This is a genomic window from Pseudonocardia sp. 73-21, from assembly GCF_001899645.1.
GTDB lineage: Bacteria > Actinomycetota > Actinomycetes > Mycobacteriales > Pseudonocardiaceae > Pseudonocardia.
Window position 1 is genome coordinate 1 of the sequence record NZ_MKVV01000035.1, and the last position, 15,607, is coordinate 15,607.

Sequence of the window (15,607 nt, forward strand, 5' to 3'; positions counted from 1 at the left end):
GGTCCTCGTTGCCCTGGTACTTCTCCTGGATGGCCTTGACCGACTCGGCCTCGATACGGGCCTGGGCCGGGTCGTACACGCCGCAGGGGAGGTCACAGTGAGCGGTGGCCTCGAGCCGCGGGCGGAGAATGCGGGACAGCATGCGCATGGGTCCTCCCTGGTGGTGATCGTTCTGGCCCGTTCGACACTACTCCCGGCCATATCGGACAGCAGCGTGGCGAGGAGGACGTGTGCGGTGGCGCAGAGTGGGTATCCGGGGACCTTCGATGTCGCCCACCCTGTCGGACGGCGACGTGGTGCTGGCGCGGTTCGGCGCGGCCCCCGCACCCGGTGACGTGGTGCTCGTCCGCTGGTCGGAGCGCCCGGGCCAGCTGTCGGTGAAGCGCGCCGCGCACCCCGACGGCGACGGGTGGTGGGTGCTGGGCGACAACCCGGACGGGAGCACGGACTCCCGCATGCTGGGACCGGCCCACGTGGTGGGAGTGGTGCGGGCGCGCCTCTACCCGAGACCGGGCCGCCTGCGGGCCCGATAGGCGGACCGTGGCCATCCGCTCTGCACGGTGATCCGGCTCAAATCGGCGCGCCTCCGGCCGCCCGGACCGCTACCGTGGGGCCACCTGACCGCCCCCTCGGCGTCGCCGCTCCATCCTGCGGCCGCGACCGAATGGCCGTCCGGCACCGACTCGGGGCCCGCACCGTGGCCCCCGGTGCACGGCGAGCACACGCCCGAGCACCCGGAGTACCCCCATGACCGTCGTCCCCGAACTCACCCTGCCCACGTCCGAGGAGATCTTCGCCGCGCACCTGGGCGGCAAGCTCTCCACCGGGCTCGCCGCGCCGCTGGCGAACGCCCGCGACCTCGCCATCGCCTACACACCCGGTGTCGCCGAGGTGAGCCGGGCGATCGCCGCCGACCCCGCCGCGGCCGCCCGCTACACGTGGGCCAACCGTCTGGTGGCCGTCGTCAGCGACGGCACGGCCGTTCTCGGGCTGGGCGACATCGGCCCGCGGGCGGCGCTGCCGGTGATGGAGGGCAAGTCGGCGCTGTTCAAGGCGTTCGGAGGGCTCGACTCCATCCCGATCGTGCTCGACACCACCGACGTCGACGAGATCGTGGAGACGCTGGTGCGGCTGCGGCCGAGCTTCGGCGCCGTCAACCTGGAGGACGTCTCCGCGCCACGCTGCTTCGAGCTGGAACGACGGCTCGTCGAGGCGCTCGACTGTCCCGTCATGCACGACGACCAGCACGGCACCGCCATCGTGCTGCTCGCGGCGCTGCGCGGGGCCTGCGCGGTGCAGAGCAGGCCCCTCGCCGGCCTGCGCGTCGTCATCTCGGGGGCCGGGGCGGCCGGGGTCGCGTGCGCGCGCATCCTGCTCGCCGCCGGCGTCCGCGACGTCGTCGTCCTCGACTCCCGGGGCGTGCTCGACGCCGGCCGGGGCGGGGAGAAGGCGCTCCTGGCCGCCGAGTCCAACCCGCGCGGCGTCACCGGCGGCATCGCCGAGGCGCTGACCGGCGCCGACGCGTTCGTGGGCCTGTCGAGCGCGCAGGTGCCCGAGGAGCTGGTGGCGCGGATGGCTCCGGAGGCCATCGTGTTCGCGCTGTCGAACCCCGATCCCGAGATTCACCCGGACGTGGCGGCCCGGCACGCCGCGATCGTCGCCACGGGACGCAGCGACTTCCCGAACCAGATCAACAACGTGCTCGCGTTCCCCGGCGTGTTCCGCGGGGCGCTCGACGCGGGTGCGCGACGGATCACCGAGGCCATGAAGCTGGCCGCGGCCGATGCCATCTTCTCCGTGGCGGCCGACGACCTGGCCGCCGACCGGATCGTGCCCAGCCCGTTCGACCCGCGTGTCGCGCCCGCCGTGTCGCAGGCGGTCGCGGTGGCGTCTGAACAGTCGTCCTGACTCGGAGTCACCTCCAGGTGGGCCTTTTCCTGGGCCTTCGTCGTCGGATGGCCCTGGTCGTCACACAGTGTGCTGACCAGGGCGTTCACTCACTCGGGTCGGCGTAGGCCGATCGGGCAGTGTGACCGGATCGTGTTGCGGACCCCGTCGTTGAGCCGTGTGACGCACGACGCCACACGCTCGAGGAGATCCCGTGAATGAGCTCGGACACCGCTCGGGTGACGGCCCGGCCGAGGACCCGGTGACCGAGCCGAACGGGGCGAAGGCCGTGCACCGCGTGCTCCCGGACGCCGTGCTCCGCGCCGATCTCCGCCGGACCCGCCAGGCGGTGCGCGGCGGCGGCGCCGACCCGGACGCGATGCGGTTCGCCAACCGGCTCGCCCGGGCCGTGGCCGAGACGCCGGCGTTCGCGGGGCAGCGCGTCGACGTCCAGCGGGGTGCGGATCCCGCCACCGACCCCGGTGCGATCCAGCTGATCGACCCCTACGCCACCGTCGACGAGTCGGAGGACTGGTCGCTGGGGACGCCGCGGGTCTCGCCGGCGCTGCGCGACGCCGTCTTCGGTGGCGAGGGCCTGCTGAGCGACGTCCCCGGTGGGTCGATGCGGCGGGGCGGCCCCGAGACGGTGCGCCTGCCGACGGCCCCGGCAGCGGTCTGCGACCGCGCCGATCGCGTCGTGCGCGCCAACGACGCGCTGCTGCGCCTGGTGGGCGGTGGCCCCGAGCTGACCGGGACCAGGCTGGCGCAGCTCGTGGTCGGCCCCGACGTCGACGCCCGTCTCGTCCGCGACGACGGCAGTCTGGTGCGGGTCCGCGTGGTCCGTTGGGAGCTGCCCGGTGAGGAACTCTCCGCCGTGGTGCTCGTGGAACTGGGCGAGGGGGGAGCCGGGCTGGGCCGCACGTCGGACCGGGACTGGACCATCGAGCTGGAGCGCATCGCGCGGGTCGGCACCTGGAGCTTCGAGCTGGCCACCGGCACGCTCCATCGCAGCGACACCCTCGACGAGCTCTACGCCGCCGTCGGGCTCGACCCCGAGTCGCCCGAGGCGGGCCCGGTCGAGGGCGAGCAGGTGGCCATGCTCTGCGACGACCTCCGCACCGGCCGGCCCGGCTCCGACCACCACGTGGAGCTGCGCCTGCCCGGTGACGTGCTGCTGTCCTGCCGCGCCGAGGTGGAGTACGCCGAGGACGGTGCGCCCGTGCGGCTCGTCGGCGTGGTGCGCGACCTCACCGCCCAGCACCGCGACGCCGACGCCCAGCGCAGCGCCGCCGAGCGCGTGCGGCACTCGGGGCAGCGGTTCGCCGACCTCATGGCGCTCGTGCCCGGCGGGGTCGCGCTGATCGACGCGACCGGCCGCACCGTCGACGCCAACGCGGGCCTGGGCGCCCTGCTCGACGTGCCGCTGGAGCGGCTGCGCGGGCTGCCGGCGGGGCTGCTGGCCGCCGATCTGCCCGCCGGGGACCGCGCGCTGCCCGAGTGGCTGCGGCCCATCCCGCCCGGGGCGCCGTACGGCTACCGGGTGGACGTGGCCCCGCTGCGCCGCGGCGACGGCACCACCGTCTGGTGCGAGCTGAACGTGTCGGTCACCTCGGCCGACGACGGCAGCTGGTTCTGGCTCGTCGTCTGCACCGACGTCACCGAGCGCCGCCGCGCCGCGGAGCTGCTGCGCAGCGCAGGCACCGTCGACGAGCTGACGCGGCTGCCCAACCGTGCCGCCAGCCTGACGCTCGTGGACCGCCTGCTCGCGGGCCCGGGCCGGGACCGGGTCGCGGTGGTCTGCGGCGACCTCGACGACTTCCAGCGCGTCAACTCCTCGCTGGGCCACGAGGCCGGCGACGACCTGCTGGTCTCGCTCGCCGGCCGGCTGCAGCGCGAGCTGCCGGTCGGCTGCACCGCGGCCCGGCTGTCGGGCGACGAGTTCGTGGTGATCTGCGCCGACCACGCGGAGGTCGGCGGACCCGACCAGCTCGCCCGCATCGTCGCCGACCTGCTGCGCACCACGATCACCGTGTGCGGCCGCCCGGTGCAGATGACGGCGTCGGTCGGGCTCGCCACGCCCGTGCCCAGCGGGGAGGTGCGGGCCGCGGACCTGCTCCGGTTCGCCGAGGTCGCGATGCACGACGCCAAGCGGAAGCAGTCCCGTGGAGGGATCGGGATGGCCACCGACGGGGTCGTCAGCTCGGCGACCCGCGCGCTGGAGCTGGAGGCCGAGCTGCGCGCGGCCATCTCCGGCGACGGGCTGGTGCTGGAGTACCAGCCCGTCGTCGGCGGCGACGGCACGATCATCAGCGCCGAGGCGCTCGTGCGCTGGCCGCACCCGGAGCGCGGCGTGATCTCGCCCGGCGACTTCCTGCCCGTCGCCCAGCGCAGCGGGCTGCTGCGCGACCTCGACCTGTGGGTGCTGCGCACCGCCGTCACCGAGGCGGCCACCTGGCCCGGGCACCGCGGCCGCCACCCGGCCGTCGCGGTGAACCTGGCCGGGCTGCTCCCCGGTGACGGCGACTTCCTGGCCGCCGTCACCGAGATCGTCGAGAGCAGCGGCCTGCCGTGGGACCGGTTGGTCCTCGAGCTCGTCGAGACCAGCCTCGTGGCGCTGCCGCCGCATGCGCTGGCCGCCATGGGCACGCTGGTGGACCGCGGTGTCCGCTTCGCGGTGGACGACTTCGGCACCGGCTACTCGTCGCTGGCCCGGCTCAAGGAGCTCCCGGCGCAGACGGTGAAGGTCGACCGGGCCTTCGTCACCGGGGTGGCCGACGACCCGGCCGACTTCGCCGTCGCGCGCGCCGTGGTGGACATGGCGAAGGCGATGGGCCGCACCACCGTGGCCGAGGGCGTCGAGACCGCCGAGCAGTTCAACGTGTTGCGCGGCATCGGCGTGGACGCCTTCCAGGGGTGGCTGTTCGCCCGCCCGCTGCCCCCGCACGCCATGCGCGCGGCGCTGCACGGCGACCGCCTGGCCACGCCCGCGAGCCGGATCGCGGGTCTCTAACCGATCACGGAGCCCTGCCGTTGTCGGTGGAGCGGGTTAGCCTCGTGCTCCTGCGGTGACCGGTGAGCGGTTGCCGACAAGAACCGGGGGTCTCCGCGTGATCGAGTTCCGGGGCGTCACCAAGCGCTTCCCGGACGGCACGGTGGCGGTCGACGCTCTCGACCTGACCGTGGACGCCGGGAAGATCACGGTCTTCGTCGGCCCGTCCGGGTGCGGCAAGACCACGTCGCTGCGCATGATCAACAGAATGATCGACGTGTCCGACGGCACCATCGAGGTCGACGGGCAGGACATCAACTCCGTCGACGCCGCCGACCTGCGCCGCGGCATCGGTTACGTCATCCAGCAGGCGGGCCTGTTCCCGCACCGCACCATCCTCGACAACATCGCCACGGTCCCGCTGCTGCTCGGCTGGAACAAGGCCAAGGCCCGCAGGCGCGCGGCCGAGCTGATGGAGACGGTCGGGCTGGTCCCGGAGATGGCCAAGCGCTACCCGGCCCAGCTCTCGGGCGGCCAGCAGCAGCGCGTCGGGGTGGCCCGCGCGCTCGCCGCCGACCCGCCCGTCCTGCTGATGGACGAGCCGTTCAGCGCCGTCGACCCGGTGGTGCGCGAGAGCCTGCAGGAGGAGCTCCTGCGTCTGCAGGGCGAGCTGGGCAAGACCATCGTCTTCGTCACCCACGACATCGACGAGGCCGTCAAGCTGGGCGACAAGGTCGCGGTGTTCCGCACCGGCGGCATCCTCGCCCAGTACGACGAGCCCGGCGTGCTGCTGGCGCGGCCGGCCGACGACTTCGTCGACAACTTCGTGGGCCGCGACCGCGGCTACCGCGGCCTGGGCTTCCTCTCCTCGACCAAGCTGCCGCTGGGAGAGCTGCCCACGGTGGCGTTGGGCGAGCCGGCGCCGAGGGGCGAGGGCTGGACGCTCGTCGTCGACGGCGAGCGCCGCCCACAGGGCTGGGTCCGCGGGGTCACCGGCCCCGTCGGCGCCGACCTGGTGCCCGGCGGGTCGCTGTACGACATCTCGTCCGGCTCGCTGCGCAGTGCCCTGGACGCGGCGCTCTCGTCGCCGTCCGGGCAGGGCGTGGCCGTCGACGGGGACGGTGCGGTGGCCGGTTCCATCAGCGCCGACGACGTGCTGCGGGCGCTGGAGGGCGCCCGCAGGGACGAGGCGGCGGCATGATCTCGTCCCCCGGCATCACAGCCCTCGTCCCGGCCGCTCCACCTGTCGAGGAGCACCCGGCATGACCTGGGTCCTGGGCAACCTGCCGCTGATCGGCAGCCTGACCCTGCAGCACCTGGTGTTCGCCCTGATCCCGGTGGTGATCGGGCTCGTGCTCGCGATCCCGCTCGGCTGGCTGGCCAACCGCACCTCGTTCGGTCGCACGGTCACCATCAACGTGTCCGGGCTGCTCTACACCATTCCGTCGCTGGCCATCTTCGTCCTGCTGCCCGCGATCCTGGGCACGCAGATCCTCGATCCGGTCAACATCGTCGTCGCGCTGTCGGTGTACACGCTCGCGCTGCTGGTCCGCACGGTCGCCGATGCGCTCTCGGCGGTGCCGCCGATCGTCGTCAACTCGGCCACGGCCATGGGCTACAAGCCGGTGCGCCGGTTCCTGGCCGTCGAGCTGCCGCTGTCGGTGCCGGTGGTTCTGGCCGGCGTGCGGGTCGCCACGGTGTCGTCGATCAGCCTCGTCACCGTCGGCGCCACGGTCGGCTTCGGCGGGCTGGGCAAGATGTTCACCGACGGCTTCCAGCGGGGCATCACCGAGGAGGTCGTCGCGGGGATCGTGGTCGTGCTGGTGCTGGCGCTGGTCATCGACGGTCTGCTGCTGGCACTGGGTCGGGCGATCACCCCGTGGGACCGCATCACCGCCGCAGCGGGGAGAACGCGATGAACTACCTGAGCTACCTGTTCGACGCCACGCACTGGTCCGGCTCGCAGGGCATCCCGCAACGGCTGGTCGAGCACCTCGGGTACACCGCGCTGACGATGATCATCGCGCTGGTGATCGGCGTTCCGCTGGGGGCCTGGATCGGCCACACCGGCCGCGGCGGGTTCCTCGCCGTGGGCCTGGCCAACGGCCTGCGGGCCCTGCCCACGCTGGGCCTGCTCATCCTGCTCGTCACGCTGATCGGGCTGGGCATCACCGGCCCGCTGATCGCGCTCGTCATCCTGGCGGTGCCCCCGATCCTCGCCGGCACCTACGCGGGGGTCCGCAACGTCGACACCGCGATCGTCGACGCGGCGCGCGGCATGGGGATGCGGGGCCGCGAGATCCTGTTCCAGGTGGAGCTGCCCAACGCCCTGCCCCTGATCATCGGCGGGGTCCGCAGCTCGGTGCTGCAGGTGATCTCCACCGCCACGATCGCCGCCTACGTGGCGCTGGGCGGGCTCGGCCGGTTCATCATCGACGGCCTCGCCATCCGCGACTTCCCCCAGATGGTGGCCGGTTCGGTACTGGTCGCCCTGCTCGCCATCGTGGCCGACCTGCTGCTCGCCGGGCTGCAGCAGCTGCTCGTCTCGCCCGGCCTGCAGGTGGCTCCCGCCGCCGGTCGGCGCCGGTTGCGCGCCGTTCCCGACTCCCGACCCGCCGCCCAGGCGGCCTGAGCCCCACCCCCGGAGGACCCCTGATGAGACGCTCTCTGATCATTCGCACCACCGCGGTCGCAGCGACCGCCGCGCTCGCGCTCACCGCCTGTGGCGGCGGCGGGGGCAGCCCGCTGTCGAGCGGTTCCGGCGGCTCCGCCGCGCCGTCGTCGACGATCATCGTCGGCTCGGCCAACTTCACCGAGAACTCGATCCTCGCCGAGATCTACGCGCAGGCGCTGGCGGCCAAGGGCATCACGGTGGAGAAGAAGCTCTCCATCGGCAGCCGGGAGGCCTACTACCCGGGCCTGCAGGACGGCTCGATCGACCTCATCCCCGAGTACACCGGCGTGCTGCTGCAGTACATCAACAAGGCGGCCACCGAGACCTCGCCCGACGACGTCTACGCCGCGCTGCAGAAGGCGCTGCCGCCCACCCTCGTCGTCACCGACAAGTCGGCGGCCGAGGACAAGGACGCCGTCGTGGTCACCAAGGAGACCGCGGCGAAGTACAACGCGAAGTCCATCGCCGATCTCGCCCCCCACTGCGGGCAGATCACGTTCGGCGGCCCGCCGGAGTTCCAGACCCGCCCCGACGGCATCCCGGGCATCGCGAAGACCTACAACTGCACGTTCAAGGACTACAAGTCCCTCGACGCCGGCGGCCCGCTCACCATCGCGGCGCTGAAGAACGGTGATGTGCAGGCGGCCGACATCTTCACCACCGACGCCTCCATCCAGGCCGACGGGTTCGTGGCGCTGGAGGACCCGAAGAGCAACTTCGCGGCCCAGAACGTCGTCCCGCTGATCAACAAGGCGAAGGCGACGGACGCCGTCAAGCAGGTCCTCAACGCGGTGTCCGCGAAGCTCACCACCGACGAGCTGCTGACCCTGAACTCGACGGCGGCCGGCCCCACCAAGCCCGCCGTCGACGTCGTGGCGAAGGACTGGCTGACGAAGAACGGCCTGCTCTGATCGAGCGCGGGGACCCCGAACCCGAACGGTGCGGGGTCTCCCGCATCGAACCGAAACGGCAAGGAGCTCGTCCACGATGAAACGCATCCCCGGTCCGATCCCCGCGCCCGCCCCGCGGTCCTCGCCCACCGATGTGCTCGACCTCGACGTCGAGCAGGCGAAGAACGCGCAGTCGGACGCCCAGCCGGCCAGGAAGTGGCTGAAGGCGCAGGTCCTGGCATGACCGCGATCGGCAGCGTCGCCGCGCTCTACCGCTACCCGGTGAAGTCGATGCTGGGGGAGGCCCGGGAGGTCCTGGTGCTCGCCGCGGGTGGGGTGGAGGGCGACCGGGCGCTGGCCCTGCTCGACGTCGAGACCGGACGGGTGGCCACCGCCAAGCACCCGCGGCTGTGGCGGCGGCTGCTGCAGTTCAGCGCCACCCTCGACGGCGCGGGGGTGCACATCACCGGGGCCGACGGCCGCACGGTCCAGGACGTCGACGGCGAGCTGTCGGCGGCGCTCGGCCGTGAGGTGCACCTCGCGGGCGTCCGCCCGCCCGGGGCCGAGGTGGAGCGCCCGGATCCCGAGGACGTGCTGGCGCACGGCGTCGACGCGGACGTGCCCTTCGCGACCCTGGAGATCGCGCAGGGCTCCACCGGCACCACGTTCGTCGACTACGCGCCGGTGCACCTGATCACCACGGCCACGCTCGACCGGATCGGGGCCGAGGCCGTGCGCTACCGGCCCAACCTGGTGATCGCCACGCCGGATGGGGTGCCCTACGCGGAGAACGACTGGGTCGGCCGGGAGATCGTGGTCGGGGAGGTGCGCCTGCGCGGCATCCTGCCCACCCCGCGCTGCTCGGTGCCCACGCTGGAGCACGGCCCGCTGCCCCGCGCCGCCCACGCGGTGCGCACGGTGCTGGCGGAGAACCGCGTGGACGTCGAGGGGTTCGGGGTGCTGCCCTGCGCTGGGGTGTACGCCGAGGTGGTCAGCGGCGGCACCGTGCGCGCCGGGGACGCGGTCACGATCGGCTGAGCGGGGGTGCGGCGACCCCGCGGTCGTGCTGGGCTGGACGTCACCGCTCCGGTGGTCTAGGGCGGCCTGGCCGGCATGCACATCGTCCGCGACGCCGAGGAGGACGCGCTGCCCCTGCGCGGGGCGGGCGTGAGCTGCCGCTGATGATCTGCGACCGCTCGTTCGCCTAGCCGGCCCTGGACCATCCGACGCGCGGCGCCACCGGCTCTCGGTGCAGCCCGGCCTGCCGCTGGTGCAGATCGGCTCGGACGGCGGTTTGCCGGCCGCGCCGGTGTCGCACGCGACGATCGAGATCGCGCCGGGCGAGCGGTTCGACGTGGACGTGCACCTTGACGGCTTCCCCGTGCTGCGCCGCGGGTCGGGTGGGCGTCGCGGGTTCGACGCGGGCTGGAAGGACCCGCCCGACCTGCGGCCCGCCGAGATCGTGGACGTCGCCGTGCGGTTCAGCGACCACGTGGGCCGGTTCGTCCTCCACCGCCACAGCCTCGAGCACGAGGACATGGCGATGACGGCGACGATCCGGACCGTCTGACCGGTCAGGTCTCGCAGGCCACGCCGTCGCCGTCCCGGTCGAGCTTGGAGGAGTAGCCCGGCTGGCCGGCATAGATCGGCGCGGCACCCGCAGCCTTCACGGCGGCGCAGTTGGCGTAGCTGGTGGCGGCGGGCTCGGGGGCGGCGACGACCGGCTCCGGGGCGGGTTTCGGCGCGGGTTTCGGGGCCGGCTTCGGCGCGGCGGCGAGTGGCTGAGGTGCTCTGCGGACGGTGGTCGGCACGGCGGCCGCGGCGGGGGCGACCGGAGCTTCGGTCACGACGGGTGCGGTGGTCGGGGCGACCGTGCTGGTGGGAGCGGCCGTCGTGGACGGGGCCGCCGACGTGGTCACCGGAGCGGCGGTGGCCGACGTGGCGGACGCGGCGGGGCTCACCGCCGGTGCCGATCCGCAGGCCTGGGCCAGGGCCCCCACCGTCACGAGCCCGACGATGCGGGCGGCGAGCGGGAACCGGCGGGGTGCGGGGTGGAGAGTCAACGTCATCGTCGTCATCGTCGTCATCCCGGGGAGCGGAGGAGCGTCGCCGCGGGTGCGGCGTCGTACGTCCGCCTGTCGCCCGTGGCCGCCGTCCCGTTAACGGGATGAATGCCGCAAACATGATCCCATGACCGCAACCCGTCGTACGTCACGGCCCCCGCCGGGGCGTGGCGTGCAACCGGCCCCGACCAGGGCGCGGCGACAGGTCGTGGTCACCGCGCCATCGTGCGGCGGGAACCCGGGACCGGCTACGAGCAGGGATGACACATCCCCCGCCGCGCGCTGTGTCAGAGCGCGGGGATCACCGACTCCCCGTACGCCTCGATCGTCGACTCCCGCTCGTCGTGCATGGCGTAGATCGCGAACTGGTCCACGCCCAGCCGCTTCAGCTCCGCCAGCCGTTCCAGCTGGGCGGCGGGCGGACCGATGAGGCAGAACCGGTCGACCACCTCGTCGGGCACGAAGTTCGTGGACGTGTTGCCGGCGCGGCCGTGGTGGCTGTAGTCGTAGCCGTCGCGACCCTTGATGTAGCCGGTGAGCTCGGCCGGCACCATCGCCGACTCCGCGCCGTAGCGTGTGACGAGGTCGGCGACGTGGTTGCCGACCATGCCGCCGAACCAGCGGCACTGGTCGCGGGCGTGCTCGATGTCGTCGCCCACGTACGCGGGCGCGGCCACGCAGATCGTGATCGACGACGGGTCGCGGCCCGCCGCCTCCGCCGCGGCCCGCACGGTCCTCACCGTCCACTCCACCAGGTAGGGGTCGGCGAGCTGCAGGATGAACCCGTCGGCGCAGCGCCCGACCAGGTCGAGCGCCTTGGGCCCGTAGCCGGCCATCCACACCGGCAGGGACGCCCCCTGCGGCACCCACGGGATCTGGACGGTCGTGCTGCCGAGGTCCACCGGGCGCCCCTCGGCCAGCTCCCGGATGATGTGCATCGACTCCTCGAGCCGCGCCAGCGTCGTCGGCGGGCGGCCCTGCACGCGCATCGCGGAGTCGCCGCGGCCGATGCCGCAGACCGTCCGGTTGCCGAACATGTCGTTGAGCGTGGCGTGCAGCGACGCGATGACCGTCCAGTCGCGGGTGCCCGGGTTGGTCACCATCGGGCCGACCACCAGCCGGGAGGTCCGTTCCAGGATCCGGGAGTAGATGACGTAGGGCTCCTGCCACAGCACATGGGAGTCGAACGTCCAGCCGTGGGTGAAGCCCAGCTCCTCCGCGCGCACCATGAGGTCGACGACCGTCTGCGCGGGCGGGTCGGTCTGCAGCACGAGCCCGATGTCCACGGTGGCGCTCCTAGATCAGGTACTGGCAGGTGTCGCGGCGCAGGTAGGCGCCGTCGCCGGGCTTGCCGAGGTACTCACCCTTGTCGATGATCACGCGGCCGCGCGACAGCACGGTCTCCACCGTGCCCGTGACCTGCTTGCCCTCGTAGGGGGAGTAGTCCACGGCCATGTGGTGCGTGGACGCCGAGAGCGTCTGCTCCGCGGCAGGGTCGTAGATCACCACGTCGGCGTCGGCGCCGGGCGCGATCGTGCCCTTGCGGGGGTGGAGGCCGAACATCTTCGCGGGCGTGGCGCAGGCCAGCTCGATCCAGCGCTGCCGCGAGATGTGCCCGTCGACGACGCCCTGGTGCAGCAGGTCCATCCGGTTCTCGACGCCGGGCATGCCGTTGGGGATCTTCGAGAAGTCGCCGAGGCCCATCTCCTTCTGCCCCTTGAAGCAGAACGGGCAGTGGTCGGTGGAGACCACGGAGAGGTCGTTGGTGCGCAGCCCCCGCCACAGGTTCGCCTGGTGCTCGGCCGGGCGCAGCGGCGTCGAGCAGACGTACTTGGCGCCCTCGAAGCCCGGACGCGCGAGGTCGTCGGTGGACAGGAACAGGTACTGCGGGCAGGTCTCGGCGAAGGCGTTGTACCCCTCGTCGCGGGCGCGGGTGATCTCGGCGAGGGCCTTGGTCGCGCTCAGGTGCACGATGTAGAGCGGCGCGCCGGCCACCTGGGCGAGCTTGATCGCCCGGTGGGTGGCCTCGGCCTCCAGCAGCTCGTGGCGCACCTCGCCGTGGTAGCGCGGGTCGGTCTGGCCGCGCTGCAGGGCCTGCTCCACCAGCACGTCGATGGCGATGCCGTTCTCGGCGTGCATCATCGTCAGCGCGCCGGTCTCGGCGCCCTTCTGCATGGCGCGCAGGATCTTGCCGTCGTCGGAGTAGAAGACGCCGGGGTAGGCCATGAACAGCTTGAAGCTGCTGACGCCCTCGCCGACGAGCGTCTCCATCTCCTTGAGGGAGGAGTCGTTGACGTCGGCGAGGATCATGTGGAACGCGTAGTCGATGGCGCAGTGGCCCTCGGCCTTGGCGTGCCAGGCGTCGAGGCCCTCGCGCAGCGTTCCGCCGACCTGCTGGATCGCGAAGTCGACGATCGTGGTGGTGCCGCCCCACGCCGCCGCGCGCGTGCCGGTCTCGAACGTGTCGGAGGCGAACGTGCCGCCGAAGGGCATCTCCATGTGCGTGTGGCCGTCCACGCCGCCGGGGATGACGTACTTGCCGCCGGCGTCGATGACGGTGTCGGCCGTCCACCCGGCGGAGACCGACGGGGCGGCGAGGGCGACCACCTGCTCGCCCTCGATGAGCACGTCCGTGTGCAGCTCCTCAGCCGCGGTGATCACCAGCCCGTTGCGGATGAGCGTACGACTCATGGAGCGCCCCCCTCGTTGAGGTTCAGGAAAGCCACTTTCAGGTCATCCGAGGACAGGAGAGTGGCTTTCCTGAACCTCGGGGCTGCGGTCACCCGGCCACCTCTCCCAGGGCGGCCAGCAGGGCGGCCAGGCCCTCTTCCGCTTCTTCCCGCGTCAGGGTCAGGGGTGGGGCGATGCGCAGGACGTTGCCGTGCAGGCCGCCCTTGCCCACCAGCAGGCCCCGGCGCTTGCACGCCTCCAGCACCGCGCTCGCGAGCTCCGGGGCGGGGTCGCCGGGCGTGCCGCCGCGCGGAGCGTCAGCGGAGCGCGCATCACCGCTGCCGGGGCGCACCAGCTCCACGCCGATCATGAGCCCCTTGCCCCGGACGTCGCCGACGATGGGGCTGGCCGCGGCGCGCAGGCCGTCGAACAGCACCGGGCCCTGGGCCGCGGCGTTGTCCTGCAGCTTGTGGTCGAGCAGGTAGCGCAGGTTGGCCAGCGCGCCGGCCGAGGTCAGCGGCGAGCCGCCGAACGTCGAGATGTGGTTGGCGCCCAACGAGTCCATGATGGACGCCGGCGCGATCACCCCGCCCATGGACAGGCCGTTGCCGATGCCCTTGGCGAACGTCACGAGGTCCGGGGTGGCGCCGGACGCCTGCCAGCCCCAGAAGTGCTCGCCGGTGCGGCCCCAGCCCGTCTGCACCTCGTCGGAGATCCACAGGATTCCGCGCTCACGGAGAACGGAAGCGAACGCGCCCAGCAGCCCGTCCGGGCCGGAGGTGAAGCCGCCGACGCCCTGGATGGGCTCGGCGATCAGCGCGGCGACGTCGCCACCGGCCTGGTCGAGCACCTCCTTGAGGTCGGCCACGCACGCGGCGATGTACTCGCCGTCGGGCAGACCCGAGAACGGCGAGCGGTACTGCTGGCCGCCGTGCACGTAGTAGGTCTGGAAGGGCGAGAGGGTGGTGGGCGACCACGACCGGTTGCCCGTGATCGCGATGGTCGAGAACGAGCGGCCGTGGTAGCTGTTGCGCATCGCCAGGATCTGGTTGGAGCGTCGCAGCGACGACGCCAGCAGCAGTGCGGCGTCGTTGGCCTCGGTGCCGCTGGGGGTCAGGAACACCTTGGCGTCCGGTATCTCCGACACCGTCGCGATCTGCTCGGCCAGCTCCACCATCGGCCGGTTGAGGTAGAGCGTGGAGGTGTGGATGATCCGCCCGGCCTGCGCGGAGACGGCCTCGGTCACCTCGGGCAGCGCGTGCGCCGTCATCGTGGTGAGGATGCCGCCGAAGAAGTCGAGGTAGCGGTTGCCGTCGCCGTCCCAGACGTGCCGGCCGTCGCCGCGCTCGATCTCGATGGGCTCGTCGTAGTAGATGGCCAGCCAGGACGGCAGGGAGGCGCGCGTCCGGGCGAGCAGGTCCTTCGCGTCACTCATCGGAGCCGTCCAGGGTCGTGAGCGGAAAACAGGGCCGGGACACCGCCAGTGACATCGAACAGAGCCGCGCACGGGCGGCGGAGCCGCACGTCATGGCGTCACCAGCGATCCGTAGGCGTCGGGACGGCGGTCGCGGTAGAACGCCCAGGTCTGGCGGACCTCGTCGATCAGGCCCAGGTCGAGGTCACGGACGACCAGTTCCTCGTCCGTGCCCGAGGCGACGTCGCCGACGAACTGCCCCCGCGGGTCCACGAAGTAGCTGGTGCCGTAGAAGTCGTTGTCGCCGTACTCCTCGACCCCCACGCGGTTGCTCGCGGCCACGAAGTACCCGTTGGCGACGGCCGCGGCCGGCTGCTCCAGCTTCCACAGGTGCGAGCTCAGGCCGCGGCTGGTGGCGCTGGGGTTGAACACGATCTGCGCCCCGGCCAGGCCCAGCGCGCGCCAGCCCTCGGGGAAGTGCCGGTCGTAGCAGATGTAGACGCCGATCGTGCCGAACGCGGTCTCGAACACCGGCCAGCCGAGGTTGCCGGGTCTGAAGTAGTACTTCTCCCAGAAGCCCTTGACCTGCGGGATGTGGTGCTTGCGGTACTTGCCGAGGATCGTGCCGTCGGCGTCGATCACGGCGGCGGTGTTGTAGTAGTTGCCGGAGCTCTCCACCTCGAAGACCGGCACGACCAGCACCATGCCGGTCTCCCGGGCCAGCGCCTGCATGCGCACCACGGTGGGGCCCTCGGGCACCGGCTCGGCCCAGCGGTAGTGCTCGGCCTCCTGCACCTGGCAGAAGTACGGGGCGTTGAAGACCTCTTGGAAGCCCATCACCTGCGCCCCCTGCTCGGCCGCGCTGCGGGCGTAGGACTCGTGGACCTCGATCGTCGACGCCGTGTCACCGGTCCACTTCGCCTGCAGGATCGCGGCCCTCACCACACCCATGCCATGCCCTTCCGCCGTACCCGATGGGGAAGGGCACACCTTCGAACGCGGACGGTCCTCCTCGCAAGA

The 15,607-nt window shown here is 72.6% G+C and carries 16 protein-coding genes; 10 read left to right on the plus strand and 6 right to left on the minus strand.

Going from position 1 to position 15,607, the window contains the following annotated elements:
- A partial coding sequence (locus BGP03_RS09715) for a superoxide dismutase [Ni] (protein WP_299736193.1) occupies positions 1 to 142 on the minus strand: 142 nt, incomplete at its 3' end.
- Positions 143 to 245: 103 nt separating this feature from the next.
- On the opposite strand from BGP03_RS09715, the gene BGP03_RS09720 reads away from it, so the two are divergent.
- From BGP03_RS09720 to BGP03_RS09765, 10 genes are all read left to right on the plus strand, one after another.
- Complete coding sequence (locus BGP03_RS09720; RefSeq protein ID WP_363093540.1) at positions 246 to 533, plus strand: S26 family signal peptidase; 288 nt, start codon at positions 246 to 248, stop codon at positions 531 to 533.
- Positions 534 to 747: 214 nt separating this feature from the next.
- On the plus strand, positions 748 to 1,908 hold the full coding sequence (locus BGP03_RS09725; RefSeq protein ID WP_296367586.1) for an NADP-dependent malic enzyme: 1,161 nt from the start codon (positions 748 to 750) through the stop codon (positions 1,906 to 1,908).
- Positions 1,909 to 2,101: 193 nt separating this feature from the next.
- Positions 2,102 to 4,897, plus strand: coding sequence for a GGDEF domain-containing phosphodiesterase (locus BGP03_RS09730; protein WP_296367588.1), 2,796 nt, complete (start codon positions 2,102 to 2,104; stop codon positions 4,895 to 4,897).
- Positions 4,898 to 4,994: 97 nt separating this feature from the next.
- Positions 4,995 to 6,077, plus strand: coding sequence for an ATP-binding cassette domain-containing protein (locus tag BGP03_RS09735; protein ID WP_296367590.1), 1,083 nt, complete (start codon positions 4,995 to 4,997; stop codon positions 6,075 to 6,077).
- A gap of 61 nt (positions 6,078 to 6,138) precedes the next feature.
- Positions 6,139 to 6,795, plus strand: coding sequence for an ABC transporter permease subunit (locus BGP03_RS09740; protein WP_296367592.1), 657 nt, complete (start codon positions 6,139 to 6,141; stop codon positions 6,793 to 6,795).
- Positions 6,792 to 7,508 carry an ABC transporter permease gene (locus BGP03_RS09745; protein WP_296367593.1) on the plus strand — a complete coding sequence of 239 codons (717 nt, stop codon included), beginning with the start codon at positions 6,792 to 6,794 and terminating at the stop codon, positions 7,506 to 7,508. The genes BGP03_RS09740 and BGP03_RS09745 overlap by 4 nt, the downstream gene beginning before the upstream one ends.
- Before the next feature lie 23 nt (positions 7,509 to 7,531).
- Positions 7,532 to 8,461, plus strand: a complete 930-nt coding sequence (locus BGP03_RS09750; protein ID WP_296367595.1) for an ABC transporter substrate-binding protein — start codon at positions 7,532 to 7,534, stop codon at positions 8,459 to 8,461.
- Positions 8,462 to 8,537: 76 nt separating this feature from the next.
- Positions 8,538 to 8,684: a hypothetical protein gene (locus tag BGP03_RS09755; RefSeq protein ID WP_298796834.1), complete on the plus strand. Its 147-nt coding sequence runs from the start codon at positions 8,538 to 8,540 to the stop codon at positions 8,682 to 8,684.
- Positions 8,681 to 9,478 (plus strand): MOSC N-terminal beta barrel domain-containing protein, encoded by a 798-nt coding sequence (locus BGP03_RS09760; protein ID WP_296367597.1) that lies wholly within the window; start codon positions 8,681 to 8,683, stop codon positions 9,476 to 9,478. The genes BGP03_RS09755 and BGP03_RS09760 overlap by 4 nt, the downstream gene beginning before the upstream one ends.
- 211 nt (positions 9,479 to 9,689) lie before the next feature.
- Entirely contained in the window at positions 9,690 to 10,010 is a 321-nt protein-coding gene (locus BGP03_RS09765; RefSeq protein WP_298796836.1) for a multicopper oxidase domain-containing protein, read from the plus strand.
- Between the two features lie 4 nt (positions 10,011 to 10,014).
- Here BGP03_RS09765 and BGP03_RS09770 read toward each other — a convergent pair whose 3' ends face one another.
- The 5 genes from BGP03_RS09770 to BGP03_RS09790 all read right to left on the minus strand — a co-directional run bounded on the left by BGP03_RS09770 (position 10,015) and on the right by BGP03_RS09790 (position 15,538).
- On the minus strand, positions 10,015 to 10,509 hold the full coding sequence (locus tag BGP03_RS09770) for an excalibur calcium-binding domain-containing protein (protein ID WP_298796838.1): 495 nt from the start codon (positions 10,507 to 10,509) through the stop codon (positions 10,015 to 10,017).
- Between the two features lie 281 nt (positions 10,510 to 10,790).
- Complete coding sequence (locus BGP03_RS09775) at positions 10,791 to 11,789, minus strand: TIGR03842 family LLM class F420-dependent oxidoreductase (RefSeq protein WP_298796840.1); 999 nt, start codon at positions 11,787 to 11,789, stop codon at positions 10,791 to 10,793.
- A 10-nt stretch (positions 11,790 to 11,799) separates the two neighbouring features.
- Positions 11,800 to 13,194, minus strand: a complete 1,395-nt coding sequence (gene hydA / locus BGP03_RS09780; RefSeq protein ID WP_296367603.1) for a dihydropyrimidinase — start codon at positions 13,192 to 13,194, stop codon at positions 11,800 to 11,802.
- A gap of 88 nt (positions 13,195 to 13,282) precedes the next feature.
- On the minus strand, positions 13,283 to 14,608 hold the full coding sequence (locus tag BGP03_RS09785; protein WP_296367605.1) for an aspartate aminotransferase family protein: 1,326 nt from the start codon (positions 14,606 to 14,608) through the stop codon (positions 13,283 to 13,285).
- A 90-nt stretch (positions 14,609 to 14,698) separates the two neighbouring features.
- The gene (locus BGP03_RS09790) at positions 14,699 to 15,538 is read right to left on the minus strand and encodes a nitrilase-related carbon-nitrogen hydrolase (protein ID WP_296367607.1); all 840 of its coding nucleotides are present in this window, start codon (positions 15,536 to 15,538) and stop codon (positions 14,699 to 14,701) included.
- Positions 15,539 to 15,607 lie beyond the last annotated feature (69 nt).

Coding starts and splice junctions, on each gene's coding strand:
- BGP03_RS09725 (WP_296367586.1), top strand. CDS start 748: ATGACCGTCGTCCCCGAACTCACCCTGCCCACGTCCGAGGAGATCTTC.
- BGP03_RS09740 (WP_296367592.1), top strand. CDS start 6,139: ATGACCTGGGTCCTGGGCAACCTGCCGCTGATCGGCAGCCTGACCCTG.
- BGP03_RS09745 (WP_296367593.1), top strand. CDS start 6,792: ATGAACTACCTGAGCTACCTGTTCGACGCCACGCACTGGTCCGGCTCG.
- BGP03_RS09750 (WP_296367595.1), top strand. CDS start 7,532: ATGAGACGCTCTCTGATCATTCGCACCACCGCGGTCGCAGCGACCGCC.
- BGP03_RS09755 (WP_298796834.1), top strand. CDS start 8,538: ATGAAACGCATCCCCGGTCCGATCCCCGCGCCCGCCCCGCGGTCCTCG.
- BGP03_RS09760 (WP_296367597.1), top strand. CDS start 8,681: ATGACCGCGATCGGCAGCGTCGCCGCGCTCTACCGCTACCCGGTGAAG.
- BGP03_RS09770 (WP_298796838.1), bottom strand. CDS start 10,509: ATGACGTTGACTCTCCACCCCGCACCCCGCCGGTTCCCGCTCGCCGCC.
- hydA (WP_296367603.1), bottom strand. CDS start 13,194: ATGAGTCGTACGCTCATCCGCAACGGGCTGGTGATCACCGCGGCTGAG.
- BGP03_RS09785 (WP_296367605.1), bottom strand. CDS start 14,608: ATGAGTGACGCGAAGGACCTGCTCGCCCGGACGCGCGCCTCCCTGCCG.
- BGP03_RS09790 (WP_296367607.1), bottom strand. CDS start 15,538: ATGGGTGTGGTGAGGGCCGCGATCCTGCAGGCGAAGTGGACCGGTGAC.